The organism is Desulfuromusa ferrireducens (assembly GCF_055389805.1).
The window spans coordinates 2,508,517-2,533,260 of the sequence record NZ_AP042415.1; the positions used below are offsets into that span (position 1 = coordinate 2,508,517).

General features: G+C 53.8%; 23 protein-coding genes and 1 pseudogene. 13 read left to right on the forward strand and 11 right to left on the reverse strand.

Annotation, left to right across the window (positions count from 1 at the left end):
• Positions 1–33 precede the first annotated feature (33 nt).
• Together ACZ5PT_RS11280 and ACZ5PT_RS11285 are read left to right on the forward strand one after the other, a co-directional pair.
• The gene (locus ACZ5PT_RS11280; protein WP_464263135.1) at positions 34–435 is read left to right on the forward strand and encodes a phage holin family protein; all 402 of its coding nucleotides are present in this window, start codon (positions 34–36) and stop codon (positions 433–435) included.
• Between the two features lie 52 nt (positions 436–487).
• Positions 488–988, forward strand: coding sequence for a tetratricopeptide repeat protein (locus ACZ5PT_RS11285; protein ID WP_464263136.1), 501 nt, complete (start codon positions 488–490; stop codon positions 986–988).
• A gap of 399 nt (positions 989–1,387) precedes the next feature.
• On the opposite strand, the gene ACZ5PT_RS11290 is transcribed toward ACZ5PT_RS11285, so the two are convergent.
• Positions 1,388–2,011: a PEP-CTERM sorting domain-containing protein gene (locus ACZ5PT_RS11290; protein WP_464263137.1), complete on the reverse strand. Its 624-nt coding sequence runs from the start codon at positions 2,009–2,011 to the stop codon at positions 1,388–1,390.
• Between the two features lie 510 nt (positions 2,012–2,521).
• On the opposite strand from ACZ5PT_RS11290, the pseudogene ACZ5PT_RS11295 reads away from it, so the two are divergent.
• The 9 genes and pseudogenes from ACZ5PT_RS11295 to ACZ5PT_RS11335 all read left to right on the forward strand — a co-directional run.
• Positions 2,522–3,489 (forward strand): annotated as a pseudogene (locus ACZ5PT_RS11295) (zinc-dependent alcohol dehydrogenase family protein); the annotation flags it as partial.
• Between the two features lie 180 nt (positions 3,490–3,669).
• A complete protein-coding gene (locus tag ACZ5PT_RS11300; RefSeq protein ID WP_464263138.1) occupies positions 3,670–3,831 on the forward strand; it encodes a hypothetical protein in 162 nt (53 codons plus the stop codon).
• A gap of 152 nt (positions 3,832–3,983) precedes the next feature.
• Entirely contained in the window at positions 3,984–4,196 is a 213-nt protein-coding gene (locus tag ACZ5PT_RS11305; protein ID WP_464263139.1) for a GSU3473 family protein, read from the forward strand.
• Between the two features lie 478 nt (positions 4,197–4,674).
• Entirely contained in the window at positions 4,675–6,435 is a 1,761-nt protein-coding gene (gene acsA / locus ACZ5PT_RS11310; RefSeq protein ID WP_464263140.1) for an acetate--CoA ligase, read from the forward strand.
• A complete protein-coding gene (gene pdhA / locus ACZ5PT_RS11315) occupies positions 6,432–7,436 on the forward strand; it encodes a pyruvate dehydrogenase (acetyl-transferring) E1 component subunit alpha (protein ID WP_464263141.1) in 1,005 nt (334 codons plus the stop codon). Before acsA ends, pdhA begins: the two co-directional genes overlap by 4 nt.
• Positions 7,436–8,425, forward strand: a complete 990-nt coding sequence (locus ACZ5PT_RS11320; RefSeq protein WP_464263142.1) for an alpha-ketoacid dehydrogenase subunit beta — start codon at positions 7,436–7,438, stop codon at positions 8,423–8,425. The genes pdhA and ACZ5PT_RS11320 overlap by 1 nt, the downstream gene beginning before the upstream one ends.
• The gene (locus ACZ5PT_RS11325) at positions 8,418–9,542 is read left to right on the forward strand and encodes a dihydrolipoamide acetyltransferase family protein (protein ID WP_464263143.1); all 1,125 of its coding nucleotides are present in this window, start codon (positions 8,418–8,420) and stop codon (positions 9,540–9,542) included. Before ACZ5PT_RS11320 ends, ACZ5PT_RS11325 begins: the two co-directional genes overlap by 8 nt.
• Complete coding sequence (locus ACZ5PT_RS11330) at positions 9,539–9,784, forward strand: acyl carrier protein (RefSeq protein WP_464263144.1); 246 nt, start codon at positions 9,539–9,541, stop codon at positions 9,782–9,784. The genes ACZ5PT_RS11325 and ACZ5PT_RS11330 overlap by 4 nt, the downstream gene beginning before the upstream one ends.
• Positions 9,785–9,908: 124 nt before the next feature.
• Entirely contained in the window at positions 9,909–10,481 is a 573-nt protein-coding gene (locus tag ACZ5PT_RS11335; RefSeq protein WP_464263145.1) for a hypothetical protein, read from the forward strand.
• Positions 10,482–10,518: 37 nt separating this feature from the next.
• Here the strand turns inward: ACZ5PT_RS11335 and ACZ5PT_RS11340 are convergent, their stop codons facing one another.
• The 10 genes from ACZ5PT_RS11340 to ACZ5PT_RS11385 all read right to left on the reverse strand — a co-directional run bounded on the left by ACZ5PT_RS11340 (position 10,519) and on the right by ACZ5PT_RS11385 (position 22,417).
• A complete protein-coding gene (locus ACZ5PT_RS11340; RefSeq protein ID WP_464263146.1) occupies positions 10,519–13,350 on the reverse strand; it encodes an AMP-binding protein in 2,832 nt (943 codons plus the stop codon).
• Between the two features lie 275 nt (positions 13,351–13,625).
• Positions 13,626–15,248 (reverse strand): hydroxylamine reductase, encoded by a 1,623-nt coding sequence (gene hcp, locus ACZ5PT_RS11345; RefSeq protein WP_464266732.1) that lies wholly within the window; start codon positions 15,246–15,248, stop codon positions 13,626–13,628.
• Positions 15,249–15,535: 287 nt separating this feature from the next.
• Positions 15,536–15,946: a YbaN family protein gene (locus ACZ5PT_RS11350; RefSeq protein ID WP_464263147.1), complete on the reverse strand. Its 411-nt coding sequence runs from the start codon at positions 15,944–15,946 to the stop codon at positions 15,536–15,538.
• A gap of 9 nt (positions 15,947–15,955) precedes the next feature.
• Complete coding sequence (locus ACZ5PT_RS11355) at positions 15,956–16,342, reverse strand: nitrous oxide-stimulated promoter family protein (RefSeq protein WP_464263148.1); 387 nt, start codon at positions 16,340–16,342, stop codon at positions 15,956–15,958.
• Positions 16,343–16,376: 34 nt separating this feature from the next.
• The gene (locus tag ACZ5PT_RS11360; RefSeq protein WP_464263149.1) at positions 16,377–17,057 is read right to left on the reverse strand and encodes a hypothetical protein; all 681 of its coding nucleotides are present in this window, start codon (positions 17,055–17,057) and stop codon (positions 16,377–16,379) included.
• A gap of 62 nt (positions 17,058–17,119) precedes the next feature.
• Positions 17,120–18,346, reverse strand: a complete 1,227-nt coding sequence (locus ACZ5PT_RS11365; RefSeq protein ID WP_464263150.1) for an OmpP1/FadL family transporter — start codon at positions 18,344–18,346, stop codon at positions 17,120–17,122.
• Positions 18,347–18,428: 82 nt separating this feature from the next.
• Entirely contained in the window at positions 18,429–19,727 is a 1,299-nt protein-coding gene (locus ACZ5PT_RS11370; protein ID WP_464263151.1) for a multiheme c-type cytochrome, read from the reverse strand.
• A gap of 24 nt (positions 19,728–19,751) precedes the next feature.
• Positions 19,752–20,228 (reverse strand): hypothetical protein, encoded by a 477-nt coding sequence (locus tag ACZ5PT_RS11375; protein WP_464263152.1) that lies wholly within the window; start codon positions 20,226–20,228, stop codon positions 19,752–19,754.
• A gap of 292 nt (positions 20,229–20,520) precedes the next feature.
• Entirely contained in the window at positions 20,521–21,114 is a 594-nt protein-coding gene (locus ACZ5PT_RS11380) for a TetR/AcrR family transcriptional regulator (protein WP_464263153.1), read from the reverse strand.
• A 109-nt stretch (positions 21,115–21,223) separates the two neighbouring features.
• Positions 21,224–22,417, reverse strand: a complete 1,194-nt coding sequence (locus ACZ5PT_RS11385; RefSeq protein ID WP_464263154.1) for an MFS transporter — start codon at positions 22,415–22,417, stop codon at positions 21,224–21,226.
• A gap of 124 nt (positions 22,418–22,541) precedes the next feature.
• On the opposite strand from ACZ5PT_RS11385, the gene ACZ5PT_RS11390 reads away from it, so the two are divergent.
• Positions 22,542–22,910: a molybdenum cofactor biosynthesis protein MoaE gene (locus ACZ5PT_RS11390; protein WP_464263155.1), complete on the forward strand. Its 369-nt coding sequence runs from the start codon at positions 22,542–22,544 to the stop codon at positions 22,908–22,910.
• Positions 22,911–23,025: 115 nt separating this feature from the next.
• Positions 23,026–24,672: a GTPase HflX gene (hflX, locus tag ACZ5PT_RS11395; RefSeq protein ID WP_464263156.1), complete on the forward strand. Its 1,647-nt coding sequence runs from the start codon at positions 23,026–23,028 to the stop codon at positions 24,670–24,672.
• Positions 24,673–24,744 lie beyond the last annotated feature (72 nt).

Sequence of the window (24,744 nt, forward strand, 5' to 3'; positions counted from 1 at the left end):
ATTTTTTTAGTGGAGTAAGGGGGTGGTTTGCACATGAAAGGACTTATACTCCGATGGCTTATTCTTTCTGTTGCTATTATGGTGTCCGCCCATCTCTTTGCGGGTATCCATGTTGATGGTTACGGGTCCGCTCTCATTGCCGCCCTGGTGCTGGGGATTCTCAATGCATTTTTCCGACCGATCCTGTTTATTCTGACCCTGCCGATCAATGTATTAACCCTCGGCTTATTTACTTTTGTGATCAATGCCGTGTTGTTGCTGATGACTTCGGGCATTACTGGGGGCCTCGTCGTGGACGGATTCGGCTCTGCCATGTTCGGATCGCTGATTATCAGCCTCGTCAGCCTGCTGCTTAGTTCATTTATCAGCGATCGGGGACGGGTTGAATCGATCGACATCGAACTACGCCGCCGGCGTGGCGGTCACTGGGAATAGGTTCTGGGACTGGATGACGTTTTGAAATTGATTAAAGATAGTGGAGCGACGAATGAAGACAAAAAACACAATCGCGATGGTTATCAGTATGTTGATACTTTGCCTGCTTGCCGGCCCGGTTGCCGGCGAGGACACCAATATCATTTTAAAACATGATCGAACCGGCGTTGCCGATGAAGTGAATAAAATGAAGGATTTTGATTTCGAACTTCAGCAACGCGAACGGGACCGGATGAAAGGATGGAACATTGAAGATTCAACGGACGCCATGAAAGTCGGCGATGCCTATTTCAACAAGGGTGAAATTGACGATGCCATTTTCTTTTATCAGATGGCCATTAAAATCGATCCTGCCAATACTGAAGCTCATGATAAATATATTTCAACTAGAAATAAGGAAAAAGAGACGACCTCCGCTCATTATCATCAGGCCATGGAATATTACCGCAAGGGGATGAAAGATAAAGCCATTGATGAACTGATTTTGGAAATCAAAGAGTACCCGGATAATGTACAGGCCCGTATCAAGCTGAACGAAATCGAAAGCCAGTAGATCTTATTTAGAAGTGGTTACAAAGCCTCAGATCATGCACAAAGCAAGGCGTGGACTGACAGTGCAGCATACATGAAGTATGTTAGGAGTCTTGGACCATTAAAATTGAAAGCCCCGATCATCGCCGGCACAGCAGAGCGAAAGGGCCGATATCTTTGTTTCATAATGGAGAAGTGGGAATTAATTCACAATTATTGAGACGGTTTTCATGTTTGTGGTTGCGCTAAAAAATGTCTGAAGAAGCGGAATTGTATTTTAGGATAACTCTTTTGTAAGCGCCCTGTCAGCAAAACGGCTGGGCTTTTATGTTCACTTGTCTGGTGACTTACGAGGTAAGACACCAAAATAAAGCCCCGCCCCACTTGGGTCGGGGCTGGATAAATTACGTCATCTGTCAGTTTATTTCTTTGTTTTACGACGGTAAGCAGCCAACCCCACAAGTCCTGCACCCATAAGCATGACGGTGCTCGGTTCGGGAACTGGCGCTCCATCGTACTCAAAATCATCGATTGCAATATTAGAACTATCTGGGCAACTGGAGTGCCATGTGAACGTTCTTATGTTGTCCCAGCCAACAAATTGAACTTTCTGCCAAGAAGTTGTAATAGCCACGTCCATAGAGTAGAGAAGGGTACCATTGACGCCGTCCAAGCCTCGAAATCCCACAGTCGAAAAAGGGTGATACTCACTGGCACGAACAGATACACTGGTAAGATCAAATTCTCCAAAGTCCTTAGTGAATTCGGCAGTAAGGCTATTAAAATTAAGCATGAAGTTTTTACCGCTATTTGCTGTATTAATAATCGAGCTATTCGTCTCTGTGCTATTGAACCCTCCTGCAGAGTCCAACTCATCATAAGCACCTAACGTAAATCCTTCGACAGACCCACCCTGAGATTGAGATTCGGAAATAGTAGCTGATTCAAAATCAATCACTGTTGCATTTACATGTCCAACGAACATGCCAGCAACCAGTAAAGCTACCAAAGAAAAGTACTTGCTCAAATGACATATTTTTCTCATTTTTGCTCCCTGTGATTCTCTTGGTTACATATACAATATCAAGCAAACTTGGTATCTATTTGGAAAAATTGCATGGTTTACTCCATGTATGTGGCTGTTATTATTGATCCTTGTTGTTTTCAAGGGGTGGATGTTACTACCCCTCTTAGCGTGTAGGGAAATTTATATATATTCTTGCTGGTGCAGGTTATCTGTTGGTTGAGTCCTATAGCTATTAGCCCAATACATAGAATGTTTCCCTCTCAATCGCGAAGAATTGTCGTAGAATAATCCGAGATCTAAAGGAACATCCCCTAGCACATAATGTGCCATTGTTTAAGCTGCTGATATTACATGATAGATTGTTGAAGTAAGATGCCGTTATCGCTCGTGTAAGAGTTTCCGACAGTGACTGGCGTGTGTCCTCATAGCGAATCACTACAGGTCAGCAGCTGTAACTGGGAGAAAAGTTAGATGAGTTAACGGTGGGAAGTTCAAATGTAAGGAGTTTTTAACTCCGCATAGCCGGGACCTATTCCTGAACCGGGTCCAGGAAAAGTGCGGATTCGGGTTATCACCTGTGGCGCTGCCACACGGAACTCGATGAAATAGAAGGGCGGACTCCGCCACCCCGGTTTCCTGTCATCCCTGGTCACCAAGCGGTCGGCTACATCGACAAACTCGGACCAGGGGTGAAAAACTGGCAACTTGATGACTGGGTTGGGGTTGCCTGGATTTATTCCGCCTGCGGTCTTTGTCCTTGGTGCCGGACTGGGCGGGAAAATCTTTGTCCCGAGTTTTGTGCAACTGGCCGCGACGCCGATGGTGGCTACGCCGAATACATGGTTGTCCCGGCTGATTTCGTGTACCCCCTTCCCGAAATTTTTACTGCGGCCGAGGCTGCACCACTGCTCTGTGCTGGTGCCATCGGTTATTGCTCATTACGGCTGGCTCAGGTGCAGCCGTAATGAGCACCGCTCGGGCTGACCGGCTTCGGTGCCTCGGCCCACCTGGTGTTGAAACTTGTCCGCCATTGCTATCCACACCTGCCCGTTTTCGTTTTTGCCCGCAGTGAAAAGGAGCGTCTCTTTGCTCGCGACCTCGGGGCCACCTGGGCAGGTGACAGTGATGAGCTGGCTCCGGAGTTAATGCAAGCAATTATCGATACCACCCCGGTTTGGAAACCGGTGGTCAGCGCACTACGGCAGCTTGAGGCCGGGGGACGATTGGTGATCAATGCCATCAGAAAGGAAAACCACGATCGCGCCCTGTTGGCCGAGATCGATTACCCACGTGATCTCTGGCTGGAAAAAAACGTGCAGAGCGTGGCCAATGTCTGCCGCGCCGATGTCCAGAGGTTCCTCACTTTGGCTGCAGAAATACCATTACACCCGACAGTTGAAGAATTTCCTCTTGCCGCAGCCAACCTCGCCCTGCAGCAACTGAAACAGCGACAGATTCGTGGAGCTAAAGTGCTTAGAATAACTCCGGAACGGTAGGTGGAGCGAATTTCGCTATTTTAAAGAGAGTTAACTGCGTTTGGCATTGATGGGCAGGTTAGTTTTTTGGTGATATTTTTAGCCAGCAGTGCCTTGAAAAACCCTTTTTTGGTGTTACGGTTTATTCTTGTCTTACGTGATGATCTGTTCCGAATTTTTGCTCGGTAAGGAGACTCAAAGATGGATCAGGAACGACACTGTGATCATTCCCAAAATGATTTTTACGAGGAATTTAAGCTTTTGCGAAATAGTGATTTTTGGCCGTGCCTACCACAAGAAACTCAGCAAGGTATCATGAACCTCCTGGGAGAAGATCGGAGCAAGGAGGTTAAAGATAAATAACCAGTAGTGTGCAGTAAAAAAATCAGTTTTTTGATGATTATGGCGAATTTCCGCGCGACTTGTCTTGAGCGCTCTTTTCCTCTTGATTGTGCCATATAGCAACCCATTTTCACCCGCCCCCCAGAGCTGCAAGGCAGAAAGGAGTTTCGCTTATGTATGTTCCGGTGGTGCTGAGAACTGGTGAAGAACGCACGGTCGATAAAGATAAATTCCAGTTTTTGTTAGCCAATAAGAAAGTATTGTTCTTTAAGCGTACAACGTCCTGGGTTGTCGTTGGTCGAGATCAATTGCGGAGCAAAAGAGGGCCATATGAAGGACAGGAACGACGAAGCCGCGACGTTTATTCGAAGAAATATTGGTACTAGGAGCCTGTCGGACTATCCATGAGCAGGCTGCAAATTCGGCTGTTTGGCCCATATTTCAGCTCCTTTTCAGCCCATAGCTACGGCTATGCGCTCTCAAATGAGCGAAAATCTGGCCTCAAACCTCCAAATTTTCGTTTCTGCCCGTATAGTCCGACACCCTCCTAGCGAATATCTTGCTGCGGTTAAGTTGCCCCGCTAGTCGTTTGATTTGATAGCGAAAACGATAACCGCTCTGTTCGTGTAGGCCGTCGAACAAAATTATCGTGATCTTGCCAGGGGTTGCAGCCTATCGGTGAAGGCTCTCTACCGGTTGGGACAATGAGCGAAACTGCTTGCTTATTTGCGATCAGAAGCTTGTTCCGTGGATTTTCATTGCTATACTTCTCGTTATGAACTCTTGTTGATTTTGCTGTCTAACGCCCGGATTTTCCGGATGGAATCCTCTGGAAGGCTCCGGCTGAATGTGGAGGTTTCCGGTATGAGCTGGCAGCCGATCGTAAAATCTCCCTCCTCTTGGTCTATTCAACCAAACCTCATCGATTATCAACAAACCTATGCCGATTTTTCCTGGGCTGAAGTGCGTCAGGAACTGGACGGCCTTCCCGATGGCCGAGGACTAAATATTGCCCATGAAGCGGTGGATCGTCATGCGGCCGGAAGCGGCCAGTCTCGCGTAGCGCTGCGCTGGCTGAGCAAAAAGGGGTCGGTGAAAGATTTCACCTATGGCGAGTTGAAAGAGCAGAGCAATCGGTTTGCCAACCTGTTGCAAAGCCTAGGAGTTGGCAAAGGGGAACGGGTCTTCAGCCTCTCCGGGCGGATTCCAGAGCTCTACTTTGCCGCCCTCGGAACATTGAAAAACACCAGTGTTTTCTGCCCGCTGTTTTCAGCCTTCGGGCCGGAGCCGATTGCCCAGCGCCTGGAGCGGGGCGATGCTCGGGTGCTGGTCACCACCGAGCGGCTTTACCGGAAAAAAGTTTCTGCACTGCGATCTTCTCTGCCAAAACTGCACTACGTTTTGCTCGCCGATGCTGATCAGGATCAGGATGCAAGCGTCCTTTCCTTGCCTCGTCTGCTTGCTGCCGCTTCAGCGGAATTCATTATCCCGCCAACCGATCCTGAGGACATGGCGCTCCTCCATTTTACCAGCGGCACCACCGGTCAGCCGAAGGGCGCGATCCATGTTCACCAGGCCGTGTACACCCACTATCTGACTGGTAAGTACGTGCTCGACCTGCATCCCGGTGACATCTACTGGTGCACTGCCGATTGTGGCTGGGTGACCGGAACCTCTTACGGCATTATCGCACCTTTAGTCCACGGGGTAACCAATCTGATTGACGAGGCCGATTTTGAAGCCGAGCGCTGGTGCCGGACCTTGGCAGAACAACGGGTGAATGTTTGGTACACCGCGCCGACCGCGATCCGTATGTTGATGCGTAGCGGCCTGCAACCGCGCGAGAAATATGATTTAAGTCACTTGCGTTTGGTGCACAGCGTCGGTGAGCCCCTCAACCCCGAAGCAGTAGTTTGGGGCGAACAGGCCCTCGGCCTGCCGATTCACGATAACTGGTGGCAGACTGAAACCGGCGGTATCATGATCGCCAACTACGCGGCGCTGGAGATCCGTCCCGGCTCTATGGGCCGACCGCTGCCGGGGATCGAAGCAGCCATTGTCCATCGGACTGACAATGGAAGAATAGAACAGGAGACACAACCTGACCGTGAAGGAGAACTGGCACTGCGGGTTGGTTGGCCGTCGATGTTTCGTGGCTACCTGCATGACGATGAGCGTTACCGAAAGTGTTTTGTTGATGGCTGGTACCTCAGTGGAGATCTGGCGCAGCGGGATGCCGATGGCTATTTCTGGTTTGTCGGCCGGGCCGATGACATCATAAAAACCAGCGGGCATATGGTCGGTCCTTTTGAGGTCGAAAGCGCGCTGATGGAACACCCGGCAGTTGCTGAGGTTGGGGTGATCGGCAAACCGGAGCCGACCATCGGTCAGCTGGTTAAGGCCTTTGTTGCCCTGCAGCCGGGGGTTGAACCGAGTGAAAAACTGCGCTTGGAGTTGCTCGGCTTTGCGCGCAAAAAACTTGGCTCGGCGGTCGCGCCGAAAGAGATTGCTTTTACTGACAGCCTGCCGAAAACCCGGAGCGGAAAAATCATGCGACGCCTGCTTAAAGCGCGGGAGTTGGGACTTCCTGAGGGGGATATCTCAACCTTGGAGGAGGATAAATGACAACGTTTACGCCCAAACCTGGACAGCCGTTGGTCGATCAGGGACAGAGTCTGCACCTGCTGCGGCAGATGCTGCGTATCCGGCGGTTTGAGGAAAAGTCCGCCGAACTGTACAGCGCCACAAAAATCCGGGGGTTCCTGCATCTGTATATTGGTGAAGAGGCGGTTGCGGTTGGTGTTGCTGAAGCACTTAAGGCCGAGGATGCGGTCGTCGCCACCTATCGCGAGCACGGCCACGCCATGGTGCGCGGTATGAGTATGGCGGTCATCATGGCGGAGATGTATGGCAAGCTTGACGGTTGTTGTCGGGGGCGGGGCGGTTCCATGCACCTGTTTGATGCTGAACGCCGGCTTTACGGCGGCAACGCTATTGTCGGCGGCGGCTTGCCGGTCGCTGTCGGCTTGGCCTTGGCCGATCGGCTGCAAAACAAAACGCAGGTCACCTGCTGCTGCTTTGGCGAGGGAGCGATGGCTGAAGGGGAGTTTCATGAGTCGATGAATCTGGCGGCGCTCTGGCAGTTGCCGGTGCTGTTTATCTGTGAAAACAACCTCTACGCCATGGGAACCGCATTGACCCTGTCCGAGTCGGTCATTGATTTGTCGAGCAAGGCCGCGGCCTACGCTGTGCCGGCGGCAACCGTAGATGGGATGGATGTTGTTGCTGTTGCCGAGGCTGCCCGCAAAGCGAGTGACGTGGTCAGGGAAACCGGTGGCCCCTTTTTCCTCGAATGCCGCACCTACCGGTTTCGTCCCCACTCGATGTTCGATCCGGAACTCTATCGCTCCAAGCAGGAGGTCGAAGGCTGGAAACAACGCTGTCCGATTCTCTCCCTGATCAAGCGACTCAAGGAGCGGGACTGGTTCGACGACACTGCGCTGGAAAAGCTGGAAAGCGAAATTGCGGTAGAAATCAGCGAAGCAGTCGATTTTGCCGAACAGAGCGACTGGGAAGCAGTCGAGGATCTCACCCGCTTTGTCTATAGCGACGCGGAGGGCTGCTGATGGAACAACAAATGCGCAGATTGACCTACCGGGACGCGCTGCGTGAAGGTTTGCGCGAGGCGCTGCAGAAGGATGAACGGGTGTTTTTGATGGGGGAAGATGTCGGCCGCTACGGGGGTTGTTTTGCTGTCAGCAAGGGGCTGCTCGAAGAATTCGGCGAGCAACGGGTTCGCGATACCCCGCTCTCAGAATCAACCTTTACCGGTGCGGGTATTGGTGCCGCCCTCGGTGGCATGCGACCGATCGTTGAAATCATGACGGTCAATTTCAGCCTGTTGGCGCTCGATCAGATCATGAACAACGCCGCCACCTACCTGCACATGTCGGGCGGTCTGTTCAATGTGCCGCTGGTGATCCGCATGGCGACCGGCGGCGGTAAGCAGTTGGCGGCGCAGCATTCCCACAGCCTGGAAGGTTGGTACGCCCATATCCCCGGCATCAAGGTGCTCTGCCCGGCCACTCTGGAGGATGCCCGGGGGATGCTCTGGAGCGCCCTGCTTGATCCCGATCCGGTGCTGATCTTTGAACCGGCGGTGCTTTACCCGCTGGAAGGGGAGGTGGCTGCTGATGCTGGTACGGTTGATATTGAAAAGGCAAAACTGCTCCGGGAAGGGAAGCATCTGAGCCTGATCAGTTATGGTAGCTGTCTGCACAAATGCCTTGAAGCGGAAAGGCTTCTGGCTGCCGAGGGGATCGAAGCCGATGTGATTGATCTGCGGGTTTTGCGGCCGCTCGATGACGAGAGCTTTATCGCTTCGGTAACTAAAACCCACCGCGCTCTGATTGTTGATGAAGGCTGGCGAAGCGGCAGTCTTTCGGCCGAAATCAGCGCCAGAATTATGGAGCAGGCCTTCTATCATCTGGACGCTCCGGTGCAGCGGATCTGCAGTGCCGAAGTGCCGATGCCTTACGCCAAACATCTGGAAGACGCTGCTCTGCCGCAGGTCGCGACGATTGTCGAAACCGCCCGGAGGATGGTCCATGTCTGAGTTCACAATGCCCAGCCTGGGCGCTGATATGACCGCCGGTCTGCTGGTTGCCTGGCGGGTTGCTCCGGGTGATCGGGTCGAGCATGGCGACATTATCGCCGAGGTGGAGACCGAGAAAGGGCTGTTCGAAATTGAGGTGTTTGCCGCTGGACTGGTTGAGCGGTTGTTGGTTCACCCCGGTCCTGGCAAGGTTCCAGTCGGCACGGTCCTGGCCACTATTTGTGGCGACACTGCAAATAGAGACTCGCCCCCTTCCGGAGAAGCGGCTGAGCGGCTGCGGGTTTCTCCCGCTGCCCGTAAATTGGCGACGGAAAAAAAAATCGATCTCCATCAGCTTAAAGGCTCCGGGCCGCAGGGGGAGATCTGTTTGGTCGATATTGAAAAAGCAAGTGAACCGGCGGTTAAAGAGCGCCCCATGCCCCCGGCCGTGGAAACAAAATCAAGTCCTGTTTATCGGACTGGTATGCGACAGGCGATCGCTGCGGCGATGAGTCGCGCCAACCGCGAGATTCCCCATTATTATCTGGCCACCGATATCGATATGAGTCGTTCGCTTAAGTGGTTGGCAGAAAAAAACCGGGAACGGCCGATTAAACAGCGTCTGCTGCCAGTGGTATTGACGCTAAAGGCGGTGGCCGTTGCGCTGCAAAAAGTCCCGCAACTGAATGCCTATTGGATCGATGACCAGCTGCAACAGCAAGAATCATTGCATATCGGCGTGGCGATTGCGTTGCGCGGCGGCGGCCTGCTGACACCGGCCCTGCATAATGTTGATCAATTGAGCCTCGACCAACTGATGGCCGACCTGAGTGATTTGATCGAACGCACTCGCTCCGGCAAACTGCGTGGGTCGGAAATGACCGCTGCCGGCATCACCGTGACCAGTCTCGGTGACCTCGGCGTGCAGACCGTTTACGGCGTCATCTATCCGCCGCAGGTGGCCCTGGTCGGGCTGGGTCAGATCAGCGAACGACCTTGGGCTGAACATGGCTTGCTGGGGGTCCGACCGGTTTTAACCGCCACCCTGGCCGCTGATCACCGGGCAAGTGATGGTCATCAAGGTGGCCAGTTTCTCGATGCCTTGGGACGAGCGCTACAAAAACCGGAGGAACTATGACCGAAACTGAAATCAAGACTCACATCTTTAGTGGTCTGGCGCTCATTGCTCCCGAGGCGGATTGCTCTGAAATCCCGGCAGATGAGAACCTTCGTGAAGAGTTGGATATCGATTCCTATGATTTCCTCAGTTTCCTGATCTGGCTCAATGAGGATCTGGGCGTTGAAATTCCGGAAAGTGATTACGAAAAGCTGATCACGCTCGATGATCTGGTTGCTTACCTTTCCCCGCGACTCAATTGATCATTGTCGTGGCGACGGATTTTCCCCTCCACCGCGTGTTAGGTTATGAGACAGAAATTCCCCGCAAAATCGGGACAAAGCAGAGCCTGGACGCTATACTTTTTGGCAAAGGGAGGCGTTGGACATGAAGATCATCCTTGTCATTGCTATCCTGTTGTTGACTAGCATCTCAGCTGTGAACGCCGAGGAAAATGAATGCGCATTTAACCTCTATCTCGGCCAGATGACCAGTAACCACTGGGATGATTTTTTCCGTGGTCAAGAGGTCGATTCTGAGGATTCTTACCTGCTGGCCGCGACGCTGGCACGCAGAATCGGTGGCTACAAGAAGCTGCTCAGCTACGAGGTCGAGGGGCAGCTGGTCAAGCACTTCAGTCAACAGGATCACTGGGAGTTTAACGCGCTGGGAGTGCTGCGCTGGGAGCCGTTCTGGTGGGACAAATGGCTGGAAACCAGCGCTGCCTTCGGCTTGGGACCCTCCTATGCCACGCAGAAGCCACCGATAGAAATCGATAATGACAATGATACTGAACACTTTCTGCTTTATTGGATGCTGGAACTGGCGGTTGCACCGCTCTCTGAGCGCCCGGAGCTGGAGTTGTTCACCCGTATCCATCATCGCTCCAATGCCTACGGGCTGTTCGCCGATGCCGGGGGGTCCAATGCCTTAGCGGTCGGTTTGAAATACAACTTCTAAGGAAGCCTGCAAGTTTTAGCGCAGGTCTTTACCGCAATTATTCCTGTCCCAGATCTGGTTCGCCGCAATGGCGTAGGATATAATCACGGCAATCGTCGCGCAGCCGTAGAGCACGCGTCCAGGCACTGGCTTCGCTGGTCGTTTCAGGCAGGTCGGTACTGCAGAGGGCTGGGCCAATCTGGATACTGATGGCACCGCGATGGAGGAATTTATCGCTGCCACGCAGCATGGAACGGGTACCACGGATAGCGATCGGTACCAGCGCCAGATCGGCTTCGACAGCGGTAATAAAGGCCCCCATGTGAAAAGCTCGCAGTCCTGGCATGCGAGTGAAGGTCCCTTCTGGGAAGAATAGCAGCGAACAGCCTTCCGCCGCTCTTTGTCCAAGGTAACGAGCATCCTCAATCCCTTTTTGTTTATCGAACCGTTCGACGAATTCGGTGCCGATCCGCTGAAGCGGGAACCGCAACAACGCGTTGCTGGCCAGTTCCCGTTTGGCGACAAATCCGAACCGACCGGGTAGTGCGGCAACCAGCGCATAGCTATCCAGGTAACTGGCGTGATTGGCAACCAGTACGCAGGGTCCGTCCGGCAGATGTTCCTGCCCCTGCACATGCAGCGGGGTAGCCGTCATCCGGGCCAGCAAGCGCAACGTCCGACGGATAAATGCCCAACGCCAACCGATTGTCGGTAGCAGCAACATAGCCAGGTAAACAGGTGGGACCAGCAGGGAGAAAAGTCCCCAGCTGAAGCAGGCAAAAGCAAGCGCACCGCCGGCATGCCATCCGCGCCGCAGCTGACCGGTCAAACCGATTCGGGCCAGACTCAGGTACTGCCGCCAGGGGGTGGTCGGTTTGCCGAGCAGCCCTTGCTCATAGAGTTCACAAGCTGCGGCACGGCGGATCTTGCCGCTGGAGGTCTTGGGAATGGTCTGTGGTGGTGCTAGCAGCAGGTCGTGAGGCGGATTGCCGAGCAGTTGCACCGCCAGTTCATTAATCTGCGCCCGCAGGTGGTCAAGTTGTTGCGGTTCGGTTTGACGTGTTTCCGCCAGCACCACCAGCTGTTCGGTGCCGCTTTTTTGATCGATACTGCCAAACACCGCGACGTTCCCCTTGCGGATACCTTCCAGTTCAGCGATGGCCTCTTCCAGCTCCTGCGGATAAATGTTGCGCCCGGCAATAATAATCAGGTCCTTGCTGCGGCCAGTGATGTAGATATCACCGGCACTGATGTAGCCCAGGTCCCCTGTATTGAGCCAATCATCGTCGAACAGCTTGGCGGTCGCTTCTGGGTTGCGGTAATAACCGCTGCAGGCCGAGGGACCGCGAAACTGCACCCGTCCTTCGCACCGCTCCGGTATTTCGTGACCGGCACGATCGACTACACGGGTTTCATGATTCGGCAGCGGTTGCCCGCAGGCAACAAAACGCAGGCAGTTTTCGTTCCCAGCAAAAACCGCCACCGCCTTGCCGCTGTTGATAAAGGTTTCCCGGTCGATGGAATCGATCAGCGGCCCACGGCCGACGGGAGGAAACGCCAGCCCGACCGAATCTTCGGCCAGCCCGTAAACCGGCATCATCGCCTCGCGGCGAAAGCCATAACGGCCAAAACGTTCACAGAACTGTTCGATGCTTTTAGCACTGACCGCTTCGGCACCGTTAAAGGCACCGCGCCAGGAGGATAAATCCAGCCCTTCCAGCTCAGCATCGGTTAAACGTGATAGGCAAATTTCGTAGGCGAAATTGGGTGCCGGCGACAGAGTGCCGCGATAACGATGGATGGCGTGCAGCCAGCGCACCGGCCGGCTGAGAAAATCGAGTGGCGACAGCAGCACCAGCTGGGTGGCAAAGTAGATGCTGGAGAGCCAGCCGCCGATCAGCCCCATGTCGTGATAGAGCGGCAGCCAGCTGACCACCACATCGGTGTCGTCGACCTCGACCACCCGCCCCATGGCGCGGATGTTGGCCAGCAGGTTGGCATGGGTCAGGATCACCCCCTTGGGATTGCCTGTCGAACCGGAGGTGTACTGCAAAAGGGCGATATCGTTTTTCTGCCGTCGCACCGTAACATAGTCGCTCGGTACGCAGGCAGACAGTTCTGCCACGGTCAATAGCGATCGCAGTTGCGGCAGGTTGGTCTTGAGCAACCGTCCGAACAGCAGCGCCTCAGGCATAGTGATCAGGTAAGTCGCCGCGCAGTTGTTGAGGATCACCAGCTGACGCTTCAGATGATCCTGCATTTGCGCCTTGCGGGTCGGAGGGTAAATCGGCACCGGCACGCCGCCGGCCAATAACACCCCCCAGAAGGCAAAGAAATAGTCCGCCTCACTCGGCAGCATAATCGCCACCGGTGCTCCTAGAGGAAGATCGAGCTGCTGCAGTCCCGCTGCAACCTTCACCGCACCCTGATGCAGCTGGCGGTAGCTGAGCACCTCGGCTTGTTCCTGATCGGCATAGAAATGGATGTGGGGACGGTCCGGCTGGTGCTGCAGTTGCCAGTCGAGCACTTCCGGCAGGGTTCGGGCTCGATCGGGGACCGCTTCGGTTTCCCCTGCGATCAGGGATTTCAGCTGTTCCGGAGCACCAAGTTTACGGCCAGCATCGGCATGCAGCACCGCGCGCAGCAGATCGCGGACGGTTTCGGCATTGGTAAATACCTGCTCGGCCAGACTGACGTCGAAACGGATCTCAATACGGCGCATCAACTCCATTCGAGCGAGGCTGTCAAACCCCAGGTCGCGGTCAAGAGAACTGTCGAGTCCCACGGACCCTGCCAGTTTCTGCCCCGAATGCAGCTCTTCACTCAGTTGCCGCAATACTTCAAACAGTTCGGCAGCGGTCTGATCGGTCTGTTGCCGGGCGACAACCATCGCAACACCTGTACCCCCTTGGCGTGCACACCACAAATCAGCTTATCTTTATTTTATCAGGAGTTAACGATGTTTTTCAGTCCGTGGGATATCTTTGGCTGACGGGATAAGTTTGCCTGCGATTGACCTTGCACAAATTCACTTTCCGTTCATGCGATGTCAATGGTCGCAAGGAGGTGTTGTTGTGCCCTGGCTATCCTAGAACACGACAAAGGGGCGAAAGATCAAATGACCTTTCGCCCCTTGTTATTGAACCGTTACTGTTGGAATCGCTGTTAATTGCCGGCCATGATCGCAGCAACATCGGCTTGTACTTCGCCAGTCGGCTTGATGTCGAAGTTCTCTACCAGAACCTTGGCGACGTTCGGTGAGAGGAATGCCGGCAGGGTTGGTCCGAGGCGGATATGTTTAACGCCAAGGGACAGCAGCGCCAACAGCACGACGACAGCCTTTTGCTCGTACCAGGCAATATCGTAAGAGATCGGCAGGTCGTTGATATCATCGAGACCAAAGACTTCTTTCAACTGCAGGGCAATGAACGCCAGGGAGTAGGAATCGTTGCACTGGCCAGCATCAAGCACGCGCGGGATACCACCGATATCGCCGAGGTCCAGCTTGTTATAGCGGAATTTGGCACATCCGGCGGTGAGGATGACTGAGTCCTGCGGCAGCTCTTTGGCCACTTCGGTGAAGTAATCGCGCGTCTTGTGGCGACCATCGCAGCCGGCCATAACGACGAACCGTTTGATGGCGCCGGTTTTAACCGCATCCACCACCTTGTCAGCCAGAGCCATAACTTGAGCATGGGCGAAACCACCGACAATCGTCCCAGTCTCAATTTCGACCGGCGGAGCACAGGTCTTGGCTTTTTCGATCACAGCCGAAAAGTCTTTTGTTCCACCTTCGACCCGGTCAGGAATGTGTGGGCTGCCAGGCCAGCCAGCCAGACCGGTGGTAAAGAAACGATCTTTGTAGGCATCCTTTAGTGGCGTGATACAGTTGGTGGTCATCAGGATCGGACCGTTGAAGGAGCTGAATTCCTTATCCTGCAACCACCAGGCGTTGCCGTAGTTGCCGATAAAGTGATCATATTTTTTAAACGCTGGATAGTAGTTGGCCGGCAGCATTTCGCTGTGGGTATAGACGTCGACCCCGGTTCCTTCGGTCTGCTTGAGCAGCTCTTCCATGTCCTTGAGATCATGGCCAGAAATCAGAATGCCCGGCTTGTTGCTGACCCCAATATTGACCTCGGTAATCTCCGGGTCGCCGTAAGCGCCGGTATTGGCTGCGTCGAGCATGGCCATGGTGGTCACAGCGACTTCACCGCACTTCATGACCTGGGCGACCATTTCGTCGACAGACAGGTCCTGGGTAGTCGAAACCAGGGCGGAAATCATAAAATCAAAAACCTCTGATTTTTGCTGGCCAAGCATGGCGGCGTGATCAGCATAGGCAGCCATCCCTTTGAGGCCGTAAATTAGAAGCTCCCGCAGTGAGCGCACATCTTCGTTCGGCTGGGAGAGGACCCCGACTGTCGCTGCTTTTGCCGCGAACTCAGCTTCGGAACCGTTCCAGTTGACAGCATCTTCGTCACCGCTGAAACCGAGTTCGGCTTTGAGCGCATCACGCTTGGCGATCGACTCTTTAATCAGGGCGATAAAGCGATCATTGTCGAAGTTGGCGTTGGTGATGGTCGCAAACAGCGACTGGGTAATAAACAGACCAATACTGTTGTCCAACGTCCCCTTCGCCTTGGCCTCTTCTGCCACGACAGCCAGACCTCGCAAAGTGAAGACCAGCAAGTCTTGCAGGTTGGCGGTTTCCTCTTTTTTGCCACACATGCCGGCGATGTTACAGCCGGTTCCTTTGGCCGCTTCCTGACACTGGTAACAGAACATGCTCATGTTTAACGCTCCTTGCTGTAGTGAGAGAGGCGATAGATATTGACCCCGGACAATGGCACAGACGCCTGCGAAAAAATAACTTATTTTAATATTTTCTTGAAATTCTCAGAAGTTTTTCTCCGGAAGAATAAAAATAAGCGTAGCAGGCACAAATCATAATGAAAGAACTGCAGGTAAAATAAATTTCAAACAAAAATATCGAGCTGTTTCCGCATTCATCATCTGAGTTAAAGCGCGCCGCTGCTGACGCTGACGTTATTCCAGCGGCTGGTTCAGAAGCCTTAGCGGCTGCAATTACTGGTCGGCAGACGGAGGAGAAATATTACCAGTCCAATGCCCATAACTGCGAGGCCGATTTTGAGGGGCGGGGTTGGAACGAAGAACAAAACCGAAGATCCCAGAGTGGCGATCAGCAAGGTGATGGCGAATGCCTTTGCCCGGCGCGAAACGGTGCGCTCCTGTTGCCACTGTCTCAATAGTGGACCGCAGAGGCGGTTGTTTGTCAGCAGCAGGTAAAAGCGCTGCGAGGTGCGAGCATAACAGGATGCTGCCAAAATCAGAAAGGGCGTGGTCGGCAGGATTGGCAGGATGATCCCGATGATGCCGAGCTGGGTGAAAAGCGTACCCAGGGTAAAAAGGACAATCCGCAGCGGCCGCGAACCACAGCGCTGATAGGTGTTCGTTGCAGACATCATGAAATCCTAGAGAAGCCAGTGCCAGAGTAAGTTAAGTTGTCCGCGTTTAATCAGGTGCGGTCCTGAAAAACGCATAATCTCACGGATTTTTTCCCGGTGGTCGGGACGATAACAGTGAATGTGACAGGTTTTGCAGGCCGGTTTTGGCGCAAGTGGGCAACTGAGGTGGCGGGTAATGGCGTAGTGAAGAAACTCCTGGCAGTTCGGGCAGAGGGGATATTGTTCCAGACATAGGGCGTCCAAGGTTAAATCATCTAAGGATAAGGGCGTCTTTTCGCCAATGTGTTTTGCTTGGCAATAGACAGAGGTGAAAAGCACGATTGTCTTGAGCCCCTTAAATTCCTTTTTACTCAGCGGTTTTGGCGCTTGCTGATTGCCCTGTATGCCGTTCATGGGAGATCCTTTATTGCTCTGAGCGAAGAAACGATTAAGTGTTGGGCTGTTGTTCCAGCAGGGTGCGAATTTCCTCCACCATGTCTCTTCCTTGCATCCCGGCCTTCAGCATATGCGTCCCCCAGGTTGTTTCGCCACTCGCCACCGTTTGAAAGAAAGTCGAGGGATGCTGTGTGGTTTTTCGGCCCAGAAACGCCGCCAGGATAGTTTCTTCGTTGGAAGCTTTTGCGGTTCGCAGAATTTGGAGCTCCGCTGCGGAAATGACCCCCTTGGTCTTGAGCAGTTCATCGACAATAAATTGCGCGAGTTGGTTGTCGGATGCCCCCGCTATGATCAGATCCCAAAAATCAGCCGGCAGCGATTTCGGCGCGACTCCAGCATTCACCAAGGCTCCTCGCCAGGAGCCAGTGGCTTTTTTTCCTTTCTTGATTTTTTTCGTTTCCACCTCCGTTGTTAAGGCCAGCCAGTTTAAAACCCACAGCCCTTCAGCCGTTGAGCTGGGTTTCTGTTTGGCAAAAACGACATTTTTCTTTTCCATATCAAAGCTGACGCTGAAAAATGAATTCTGGCTTGTGGCCAAGTAATAGGGGTCTGCGGCGGCGGGCTCCTTTGGATCAAAATCACGTGCTGAAAAACAATGGCAGGGCATGGCGTAGGTTGCTATTGGGAGTAAAAAGAACAACAGCATTAAGCTACACACGGATTTTTTAAACATGGGGATATTCCTTTTATAAAGGCCCGGACACCAGGGGTGCCGGGCCTTGCTTCAGGTTAAAATCAGAATCTCCAAGACAGAGCGAAGTCTACGGCGTCTTCACTGAGGGTGGATTCAAAGTTGACGGGGTCGGGGCCCATTGTGCCGCTTGACTTGACGGTGGTTTCGAAGGCGTGCATGTAGCCGAGGTTCACGCTCAGGCACTCGGTGAGCTCATAGCCAAGGCCGGCGGTGACGTGGTGTTCGACGACAGCTGGAAAACCAATGATCCGTAAAAATTCATAGCCGTAGGTAGGGACATCCTTGCCTTGAACTCGGGTGGTACCGGTGGCGTCGAAGTTGTTGTGCTCATTGATCTGGTTTTGCGCATAGTTATAGCCGAGACGCAGGGTCAGCTTATCGGTTGCCTTGAACTGGCCGCCGATGGCAAAGACATACTGGTCGTCCCAATCGAGGTCATCGTAGCCCTTGGCGTTGGACCAGTTGATCCATTTGGTATCGAATTCGAGCAGCAGGCTGTCTGTGGGACGAACAGCCAGGCCGAGACCGAAGGACTGAGGGGCCTCAAGCTCAAAGTCGTCCATCGTGCCGTCGCCATCAAGGTCGAAGACATTCTGGTGATCGGCATTGATGGAACTCTGGTAGGTCGCGCCGAGGGAGAGGGCGTCGTTGAATTTGTAGATGGCACCAAGCTGCCCGCCGAAGCCATAGTTTGAGGAGGTGCCGTTGTCCAGGTCGAGGGCGGAGTTGACGATATGGGCGGCAAAACCGAGGGACAGCTTGTCGGTCACCTGATAGGCGATGGTCGGAGCGAATTTCAGGATCATCAGTTGGGTGGAGTCAAGTACTGGATTGCCTCCAACCGCTGTGTCACGGTAATCGACACCGAGACCGGTGACGCCGTAGGCGGCCAGGCCGATGCGCAATTTATCGTTGACCGGTGCGGAGATGCCAAAAGCCGGAACCATGTAGGTCTTCTGGTCTGAATCTGCCTTAACCGTGATGCCACCGGTAAGGGGGCTGGTGACTTTGGCATCGACGTGGGGGGCAAAGAGGGTTGCGGCAAAATCGAACTGAGATTTCGGACAAAAGGGTCCGACGTTCATGGCGGCGGGGTTGCTGAAGGTGGCGCTGATGGCATCCTGTGGGGCGGCGATGCCGACACCGCCCATGGCGCGGGAGATGGGACCGACACCGATCAGATTATCGCCGTTGGTTGCATAGGCCGTGTGTGGCAGAAAAACGGCCGCGCACAGAAAAACAAAAGCAAAGCTGAGAAACTTGTTCATGTAACCTCCTCGCCTCAAGTTGAGGCGTCATTCGTGAAATATTAGGATCCTCCCGAACCGGTGTTCGGGAGGATCGATGAGCTTACTTCATTGCCTTCTTGAGCTGTTTCTTGCTCAGTGCGTCGGGAGCTTCGTAGAGGAACTGTCTCTCGAGCTCGGGGAAGGTGAGGTCCTCTTCCTGCAGGAAGATCTCCTTGTTGCCATGGCAGTTTTCACACATGACCTTGGCGCCTTCCTTGTGGATCGGAGCGAGCTGCAGGAAGTGAGTCGGATAGGGCCCCCAGGTCGGCTTGCTCTCGAGGTCTTCCTGCTTCAGCTTGACGCCGAGGCTGTCGAAGGCGTCGACCGAGGTGTCGCCGGTGGTGTGGATCATCGGGTAGATCTTGCCGCCGAACTGGCCGAGCTTGAAGATGTATTCCAACTCGGGAGCGCGGTTGTGGCAGGCAAGGCAGGACTCGTACTCGGTGCCGTGGCAAGCCTGGCAGCTGACCGAGTCGTCATGGATCTGGTGGGCCTCGTTACTGGTCGGTGCATCCTGGTGACAGTTGTAGCAGCTGGCCTTGATCAGGCCGGGGGTCATCATGCCCGAGGGCTCTTCAGTGCCGCGACCGTGGAACTCCTGGTCGCTGCTGTGGCAGGAATTGCAGTCCATGCCGATAGCGACGTGCAGGTTTTTCTCTTCAGTGAAGAAGCCAGCGCCCGCCAGGTGATGGCAGGGGATGCAGACCTGCAGGTTGTCAGGCTGGCCCTCGACCTTGTGGTTGGCCTGCAGACCGGCGTTGGTGATGGGCGCGGTACCGATATGGCAGTCGCCGCAGGTGGCGTGGCAGGCGAGACAGTCGCCACTCATGATCTGGCCGACCTTGACGTCCTTGTCGTGGGTGGCGCCGAGCCGCGCGCTGAGCTTATTCTTAACGCCGGTCATGTTGAAGTGGATCGAGGTCTGGAAGTTGCTGACGATATCCTTGTGGCAAGACCCGCAGACCTTCTGGCCGCCGTCAGCGGTGGGGTCCGAGATCATCCCTTTGTGAGCCTTCTTCGCGTTGGTGGCTTTAGGGTCGCCGGCGTGGCAGAATTCACAGGACGCCTTGCCGTGGATGCGGTCGTTGACGAATTCCTGGGCGACGTACAGTCCCTGGGCGACCTTTTCGGCCGAGACGTCGTGGCCGTAGCCGTCCTTGGTGTCCTTAGATACCGAACGCAGATAATCGAGCTGACCATGGCAAGCCAGACACTGGCTGGTATTCTGCGGGTTGGCGTACGATTTTGGCTGGACGCTCTTGGGCGGCCCGGTCGGGGCGGAACTGGCACCGGCGCTGACCGCCAGGAAAAATCCTAGCAGTAAGGTGGCGCTAAAGGTCAATAAAGCTTTCTTTTTCATGTTTTCCTCCGTTACGTATTAGTTTTATGTGGCAGGATTGCCCTTTTTTGAGGGCTGAATAAAACTCTCCTTTCTGTGGCTTTGTGTTTTAACTTCAGATGGAATCGACTGTTGGTCGGTCATTGTGCGAGTTAAACTTTGGCTCTGAAGTCTGGAAGATGTCCTATGTGGACACGGCAGTATCGTGAACGTGAGGGCGATGAAAACGGCACCTAACAGGGCGCTAAAGAGTCCCCAGCAGCATGCTTCGCCGAGTTCCTTAAGCAGGTGTTTGGTTTTCGCTGTTGAATTTCCAGAAATGCCAACCGAACGTTCGGTCGTTGACTGTGGAAAAAAATAACGACCTGCATCGTTCTTGTCGTGTTTGGCCTTTGAAGAACCGGTCTGCGAAGGATTTCTGTTGCTAATTTCTACCCACGACTCTGCGCCCTCATTGGGGAGGCTCTTAACGATATTTCGCGAAATATCAGTAAGTTGAAGGGGAGAATTTGCTTGGTTCATTGGTTCCTCAGTAAACGAGTATTACAAATAGACGTTGTCGGTCATGGTCTAAAAATTATTGGCCGGCGGTTTTCGACCGAGCGTTCGTTCTGGTTGGTGTGATTAGCAAGAGTTGTGCCCGTTTGGCTTGAGACCGAACGTTCGTTCTGATACGCAGGTGTTTTTGCGTCTTTGCTGTGAAAATTTGATGGTAATATTTACCACAAACGGGAGGTGTCAGTGCTTTTGAATGGTTATTCGGCGTAGCGAGGCGGTTATTTGGCAGGGAGTCGTGTGCGGCTTCGTTGCGAGATTATTTTTCAATCCCTCTCCAGCCACATTCCCAGATGGTTTCCAGGTGAGTTGGCAGGGCGTCGCGAATAACCCCGTCGAGACGGAGGTTGATGATGCGGAACATCCCGCCAAATAGGCACGTGGTTGCGAGGGTCACGTCCATTTCGCGGATTTCGCCCGCTTCTATCCCGCGTTGTACGATTTCTCGCATAAGGGTCAGGGGGCGAGATGAGCAGATTGGAATGGCGGAGGGCATAAATTCCTGATGTTTGGCGTTGAGCATAAATTCCATTGCTGCGGGTTGGGTTTCTGTCATTTCGAAAAGGAAGCCCATCAGCGCCTTGCAACTGTCCTGTGTGGACTCATGGCCGGCCATCACTTCATCCATCGCTTTGGTTGTGGATTCAAGCAGGTCGGAATAGATCGCATTGGCGATGTCCTCTTTGCTTTTAAAGTGGTGGTAAACCGCACCGATGCTAATCTCTGCGGTTTTTCTGATGTCGTGGACCGAGGTATTGAAATAGCCCTTGCTGGTGAACAGGTTGAGCGCGGTATTCAGTATGGTTTGACGCAGATCTGCCGATTTTTCAGTTCTGCGGTTTGTTGTTGGCATGATTTTCCTTTTATTAAAGAAAGTGAGCGTTCGTTCGGTATGCGAATATCAATATAAATGAAATGGTCGCAAGCTGCAAGGTGTTAAGCGATATCTTCTTGCTTTGCGGTTATCTCGATGTGTGCTTGTCCTTGGCGATCTGCCTGAGAAACAACCAGACCACCGGGGGCAGCACCAGGCCAAAGGCATAGCAGAGCAGCAGAAAGGTCTGCTGAACGCCGACGCTATCAGCCAGCTTGCCGATCAGTGGACCGGTGCAGACAAAGCTGAGGCGGAAGCAGAGCGACTGCAGCGAGAGGATTCCGGCACGGTTGGCGGAGGGGATTTCCTGCTGAGCGTGATTCATCAACATCGGCCCGCGCATGCCGCGCATACTGGTCAGCAGATAATAGAAGACAAAGCCCCACAGTCCGCCGACCAGCCCGAGGCCGAGATAACCGGCGACAATCAACAGCACGAACAGCAGCACCATCCGCCGATCGCCCAGTTTCAGGTGGCTGCGGTGGCTGGCCAGGGCGAACAGGGCGACGCTCAGGTTGGCGACCGCCCAGATCGGTCCGAACCAGGAGATCGGCACTCCGCCGTCCTGCATGTAGGGCTGAATCAGCCAGACCGGATAAAAGGAGGCCATCCCCAGCATCAGATTAAGGAGGATGGTGTAGCGCAACCGCTTGTTTTCTAGCAGCGCGTAACGGGTTGATTGCCAGGCTTCGGCCAGGTGACTGGTCGTTGATTTGATTTTTCTCTGTGGTTCCAACAGGGTGCGGGTCAGCATGAACGCCAGTATCCAGACCACCACCTGGATCAGAAACGGCAGCAGTGGCGCGGCGGCGTACAGCAGACCGGCAAAGATGGCACCGCAGGCCTCACCGATCTGGCCGCAGCCGCTCATGCGCCCTTCGTGCCGGGCGTAGTGCTGCTGTTCGCCTTCGGCCTTGAGGCTTTCGAAGAGCAGGGCGCTGTCCGAACCGCTGATAAAAGAGAAGGAGATTCCAAGGATGATCTCGGCAATCAGCACCCCGGTGAAGGTTTCGGCAACGGTGTACAGTCCCCAGCCGAACACCCCGAGCAGGGCGGCGTAATTGAGTGCTGCGCGATAGCCGATCCGGTCACTTAGATAGCCGGACGGGTATTCCATGATCGCCATCGCCAAGGCGAAGATCCCCTGCAGCAGCAGGATTTCCGTCAGGCTCAAGCCGATCTGATCCTTCCAGAACAACGTGATGATCGCCATCGGAAAGAGGCTCATCTGCAAAAAGGAGAAGGCGTAGAGTTTTTTGATATTGGATTGAAGCTTGCCCATGGTCGAGAGAATATCCCGATTTGATGCCGATCACCATATTAAAGCTGTTGTGCTATAGGTGCTCACGGTTGTAAATTTAGCGGATTGTCAAATCTAAGACTTAAGTGACCTAAGGAATTTAAAAATGGATATCTCCAAAACAATTGCAGAATTGAAACAGGATGCGGCGTTTGCCGAAAATGTCGGCATGGTCTTGATCCACAATGGCACGGTGCGCGGCTGGTCGCGCGGCGATCATTCCCCGGTAAGTGGTATTGAGGTGTTTGCCGACCAGGCCAAGGTTGAACAGATCCGCGCTGAAATTGAACAGCTGGAGGGGATTTACAAGGTTGTGGTCGAAGCGCGTTCCGGGGTGATGAAACCCGGTGATGATCTGCTGTTTATGATTGTCGCCGGCGATATCCGCGAGAATGTCAAGCCTGCGCTGGCTTTGATGCTTGATCGGATCAAGAGCGAAGCGATCAGCAAGAAGGAGATTCTTTCGACTGATTGATTCCTGCAGTTAAGGCGAGAATCTTAAGATGATGTTATCATCTGCCGAACTTATCCTCTGTTACTTTGGCCCCTCTGCCACACCTGGGGTCTTTCTTCATATATTAGGCGATTAGATGATCGAAGGGAAAACTACCGGTCTTAAGACCAGTCAGATAAAGGCACTGGAGCGGATCTATCGGCGTAAAATGCCGGCCGAAGAGCTGATCACCGGTGAGCTGGCGCGCTACCTGACCGAACTGTCCCGTGAGATCCAGCGGCAGCTGGGGATTATCGTCGACCGGGCCGGGATCGTTCAATACGTGATTGTCGGTGATGACCGCGAAATCCTGATTCCCGATCTGACCAAGTTCAGCCTCGGGCGCAGTGGCCTGCGCGGACTACGTTGCATTCACACCCACCTCAAGCAGGAACCCTTAAGTCGTGATGACTTAACTGACCTGGAGCTGTTGCGTCTTGATCTGCTGGCGGTGATCGGTGTCCGCGAGGATGGCCTGCCGGGGAGCTTCGAGTATGCGCATCTGCTGCCGACCAAACAAAAGGGTCAAATTGAACGCGTCGAACTGCCCGATTTTTATCAGCTGCAGCTTGATTTCTCCGAATTCATCCAGAGTCTCGATCAGCAGATGGAGCGGATTTCCGCCGACACCGTTGATTTGGCCGATGACCGTGAGCGGGCGCTGTTGATCTCGGTGCCACGTGGCAATAAGCAGCAGGCCGAGGATTCGATGGCCGAATTGGAAGAGTTGGCCCGGACAGCCAATCTGGCGGTTATCGATAAGATGATCCAACGGCCGCGCAAGCTCAATCCACGTTTTTTGGTTGGTGAAGGCAAGCTGCGCGAAATCGTTATCAGTGCTTTGCAGCGGCGGGCAACGTTGTTGGTTTTCGATCAAGACCTTAGCCCGAATCAGGTCCGTTCGATTTCTGAGGTCACAGAAATCAAGGTTATCGATCGTACCCAGCTGATTCTCGATATCTTTGCTAACCGTGCTCAGTCGCGTGACGGCAAGGTGCAGGTCGAATTGGCCCAGCTCAAATACATTTTGCCGCGGTTGTCGGGCAAAGGCACCGCCATGTCGCGACTGATGGGTGGCATCGGTGGCCGAGGCCCCGGTGAAACCAAGCTGGAGACCGATCGTCGCCGAATTCGCGACAAGGTTAGCCGCTTGGAAAAGCAACTGGACACCCTGAGTCGCGGCCGCATGCAGCGGCGGCAAAAACGGGTGCGGGCCGGACTGCCGATCATTTCGATTGTCGGTTACACCAATGCCGGAAAATCAACCCTGCTCAACGCCATGACGCAGAGCGAAGTTTTTACCGAAAACCTGCTCTTTGCTACCCTTGATACCTCGACCCGGCGATTGCGCTTTCCGCTTGATCGCGAGGTGATCATTACCGATACCGTCGGTTTTATCCGCGACCTGCCGAAAAGCCTGATGGGTGCCTTTAAGGCGACCCTCGAAGAGCTCGAAGATGCCGATTTGCTGCTGCATCTTGTCGATCTGTCGAACCCCAGATTTAACGAACAGATAGCATCGGTCGAGAAGATACTGGAAGACCTTGATCTGGGCACTCGGCCACGGCTGCTGGTGTTCAATAAAATTGATCAGGTCGAATCCGCCGATGTGCCTCATCTGTGTCGACGCTATGAGGCAATACCGTTGACGGCTTTTGATCGCAGCAGTTTTCAGCCACTGCTGGATGAGTTGCAGCGGCGCTTCTGGCCTGCCGAGGCAGATAGCGAAGACGACCCCGCTTGACAGCGAACGACTGTATCCTTTAGTCTGCCTGCGGCGAAGCGAGAGCTTTAGGTCGTTGAAAATAAGTAATTT

Coding starts and splice junctions, on each gene's coding strand:
- ACZ5PT_RS11290 (WP_464263137.1), bottom strand. CDS start 2,011: ATGAGAAAAATATGTCATTTGAGCAAGTACTTTTCTTTGGTAGCTTTA.
- ACZ5PT_RS11385 (WP_464263154.1), bottom strand. CDS start 22,417: ATGGGCAAGCTTCAATCCAATATCAAAAAACTCTACGCCTTCTCCTTT.
- ACZ5PT_RS11285 (WP_464263136.1), top strand. CDS start 488: ATGAAGACAAAAAACACAATCGCGATGGTTATCAGTATGTTGATACTT.
- acsA (WP_464263140.1), top strand. CDS start 4,675: ATGAGCTGGCAGCCGATCGTAAAATCTCCCTCCTCTTGGTCTATTCAA.
- ACZ5PT_RS11350 (WP_464263147.1), bottom strand. CDS start 15,946: ATGTCTGCAACGAACACCTATCAGCGCTGTGGTTCGCGGCCGCTGCGG.
- ACZ5PT_RS11390 (WP_464263155.1), top strand. CDS start 22,542: ATGGATATCTCCAAAACAATTGCAGAATTGAAACAGGATGCGGCGTTT.
- hcp (WP_464266732.1), bottom strand. CDS start 15,248: ATGTTCTGTTACCAGTGTCAGGAAGCGGCCAAAGGAACCGGCTGTAAC.
- ACZ5PT_RS11360 (WP_464263149.1), bottom strand. CDS start 17,057: ATGTTTAAAAAATCCGTGTGTAGCTTAATGCTGTTGTTCTTTTTACTC.
- ACZ5PT_RS11365 (WP_464263150.1), bottom strand. CDS start 18,346: ATGAACAAGTTTCTCAGCTTTGCTTTTGTTTTTCTGTGCGCGGCCGTT.
- hflX (WP_464263156.1), top strand. CDS start 23,026: ATGATCGAAGGGAAAACTACCGGTCTTAAGACCAGTCAGATAAAGGCA.
- ACZ5PT_RS11370 (WP_464263151.1), bottom strand. CDS start 19,727: ATGAAAAAGAAAGCTTTATTGACCTTTAGCGCCACCTTACTGCTAGGA.
- ACZ5PT_RS11380 (WP_464263153.1), bottom strand. CDS start 21,114: ATGCCAACAACAAACCGCAGAACTGAAAAATCGGCAGATCTGCGTCAA.
- ACZ5PT_RS11325 (WP_464263143.1), top strand. CDS start 8,418: ATGTCTGAGTTCACAATGCCCAGCCTGGGCGCTGATATGACCGCCGGT.
- ACZ5PT_RS11330 (WP_464263144.1), top strand. CDS start 9,539: ATGACCGAAACTGAAATCAAGACTCACATCTTTAGTGGTCTGGCGCTC.
- ACZ5PT_RS11335 (WP_464263145.1), top strand. CDS start 9,909: ATGAAGATCATCCTTGTCATTGCTATCCTGTTGTTGACTAGCATCTCA.
- ACZ5PT_RS11375 (WP_464263152.1), bottom strand. CDS start 20,228: ATGAACCAAGCAAATTCTCCCCTTCAACTTACTGATATTTCGCGAAAT.
- ACZ5PT_RS11280 (WP_464263135.1), top strand. CDS start 34: ATGAAAGGACTTATACTCCGATGGCTTATTCTTTCTGTTGCTATTATG.
- ACZ5PT_RS11300 (WP_464263138.1), top strand. CDS start 3,670: ATGGATCAGGAACGACACTGTGATCATTCCCAAAATGATTTTTACGAG.
- ACZ5PT_RS11305 (WP_464263139.1), top strand. CDS start 3,984: ATGTATGTTCCGGTGGTGCTGAGAACTGGTGAAGAACGCACGGTCGAT.
- ACZ5PT_RS11320 (WP_464263142.1), top strand. CDS start 7,436: ATGGAACAACAAATGCGCAGATTGACCTACCGGGACGCGCTGCGTGAA.
- ACZ5PT_RS11355 (WP_464263148.1), bottom strand. CDS start 16,342: ATGAACGGCATACAGGGCAATCAGCAAGCGCCAAAACCGCTGAGTAAA.
- ACZ5PT_RS11340 (WP_464263146.1), bottom strand. CDS start 13,350: ATGGTTGTCGCCCGGCAACAGACCGATCAGACCGCTGCCGAACTGTTT.
- pdhA (WP_464263141.1), top strand. CDS start 6,432: ATGACAACGTTTACGCCCAAACCTGGACAGCCGTTGGTCGATCAGGGA.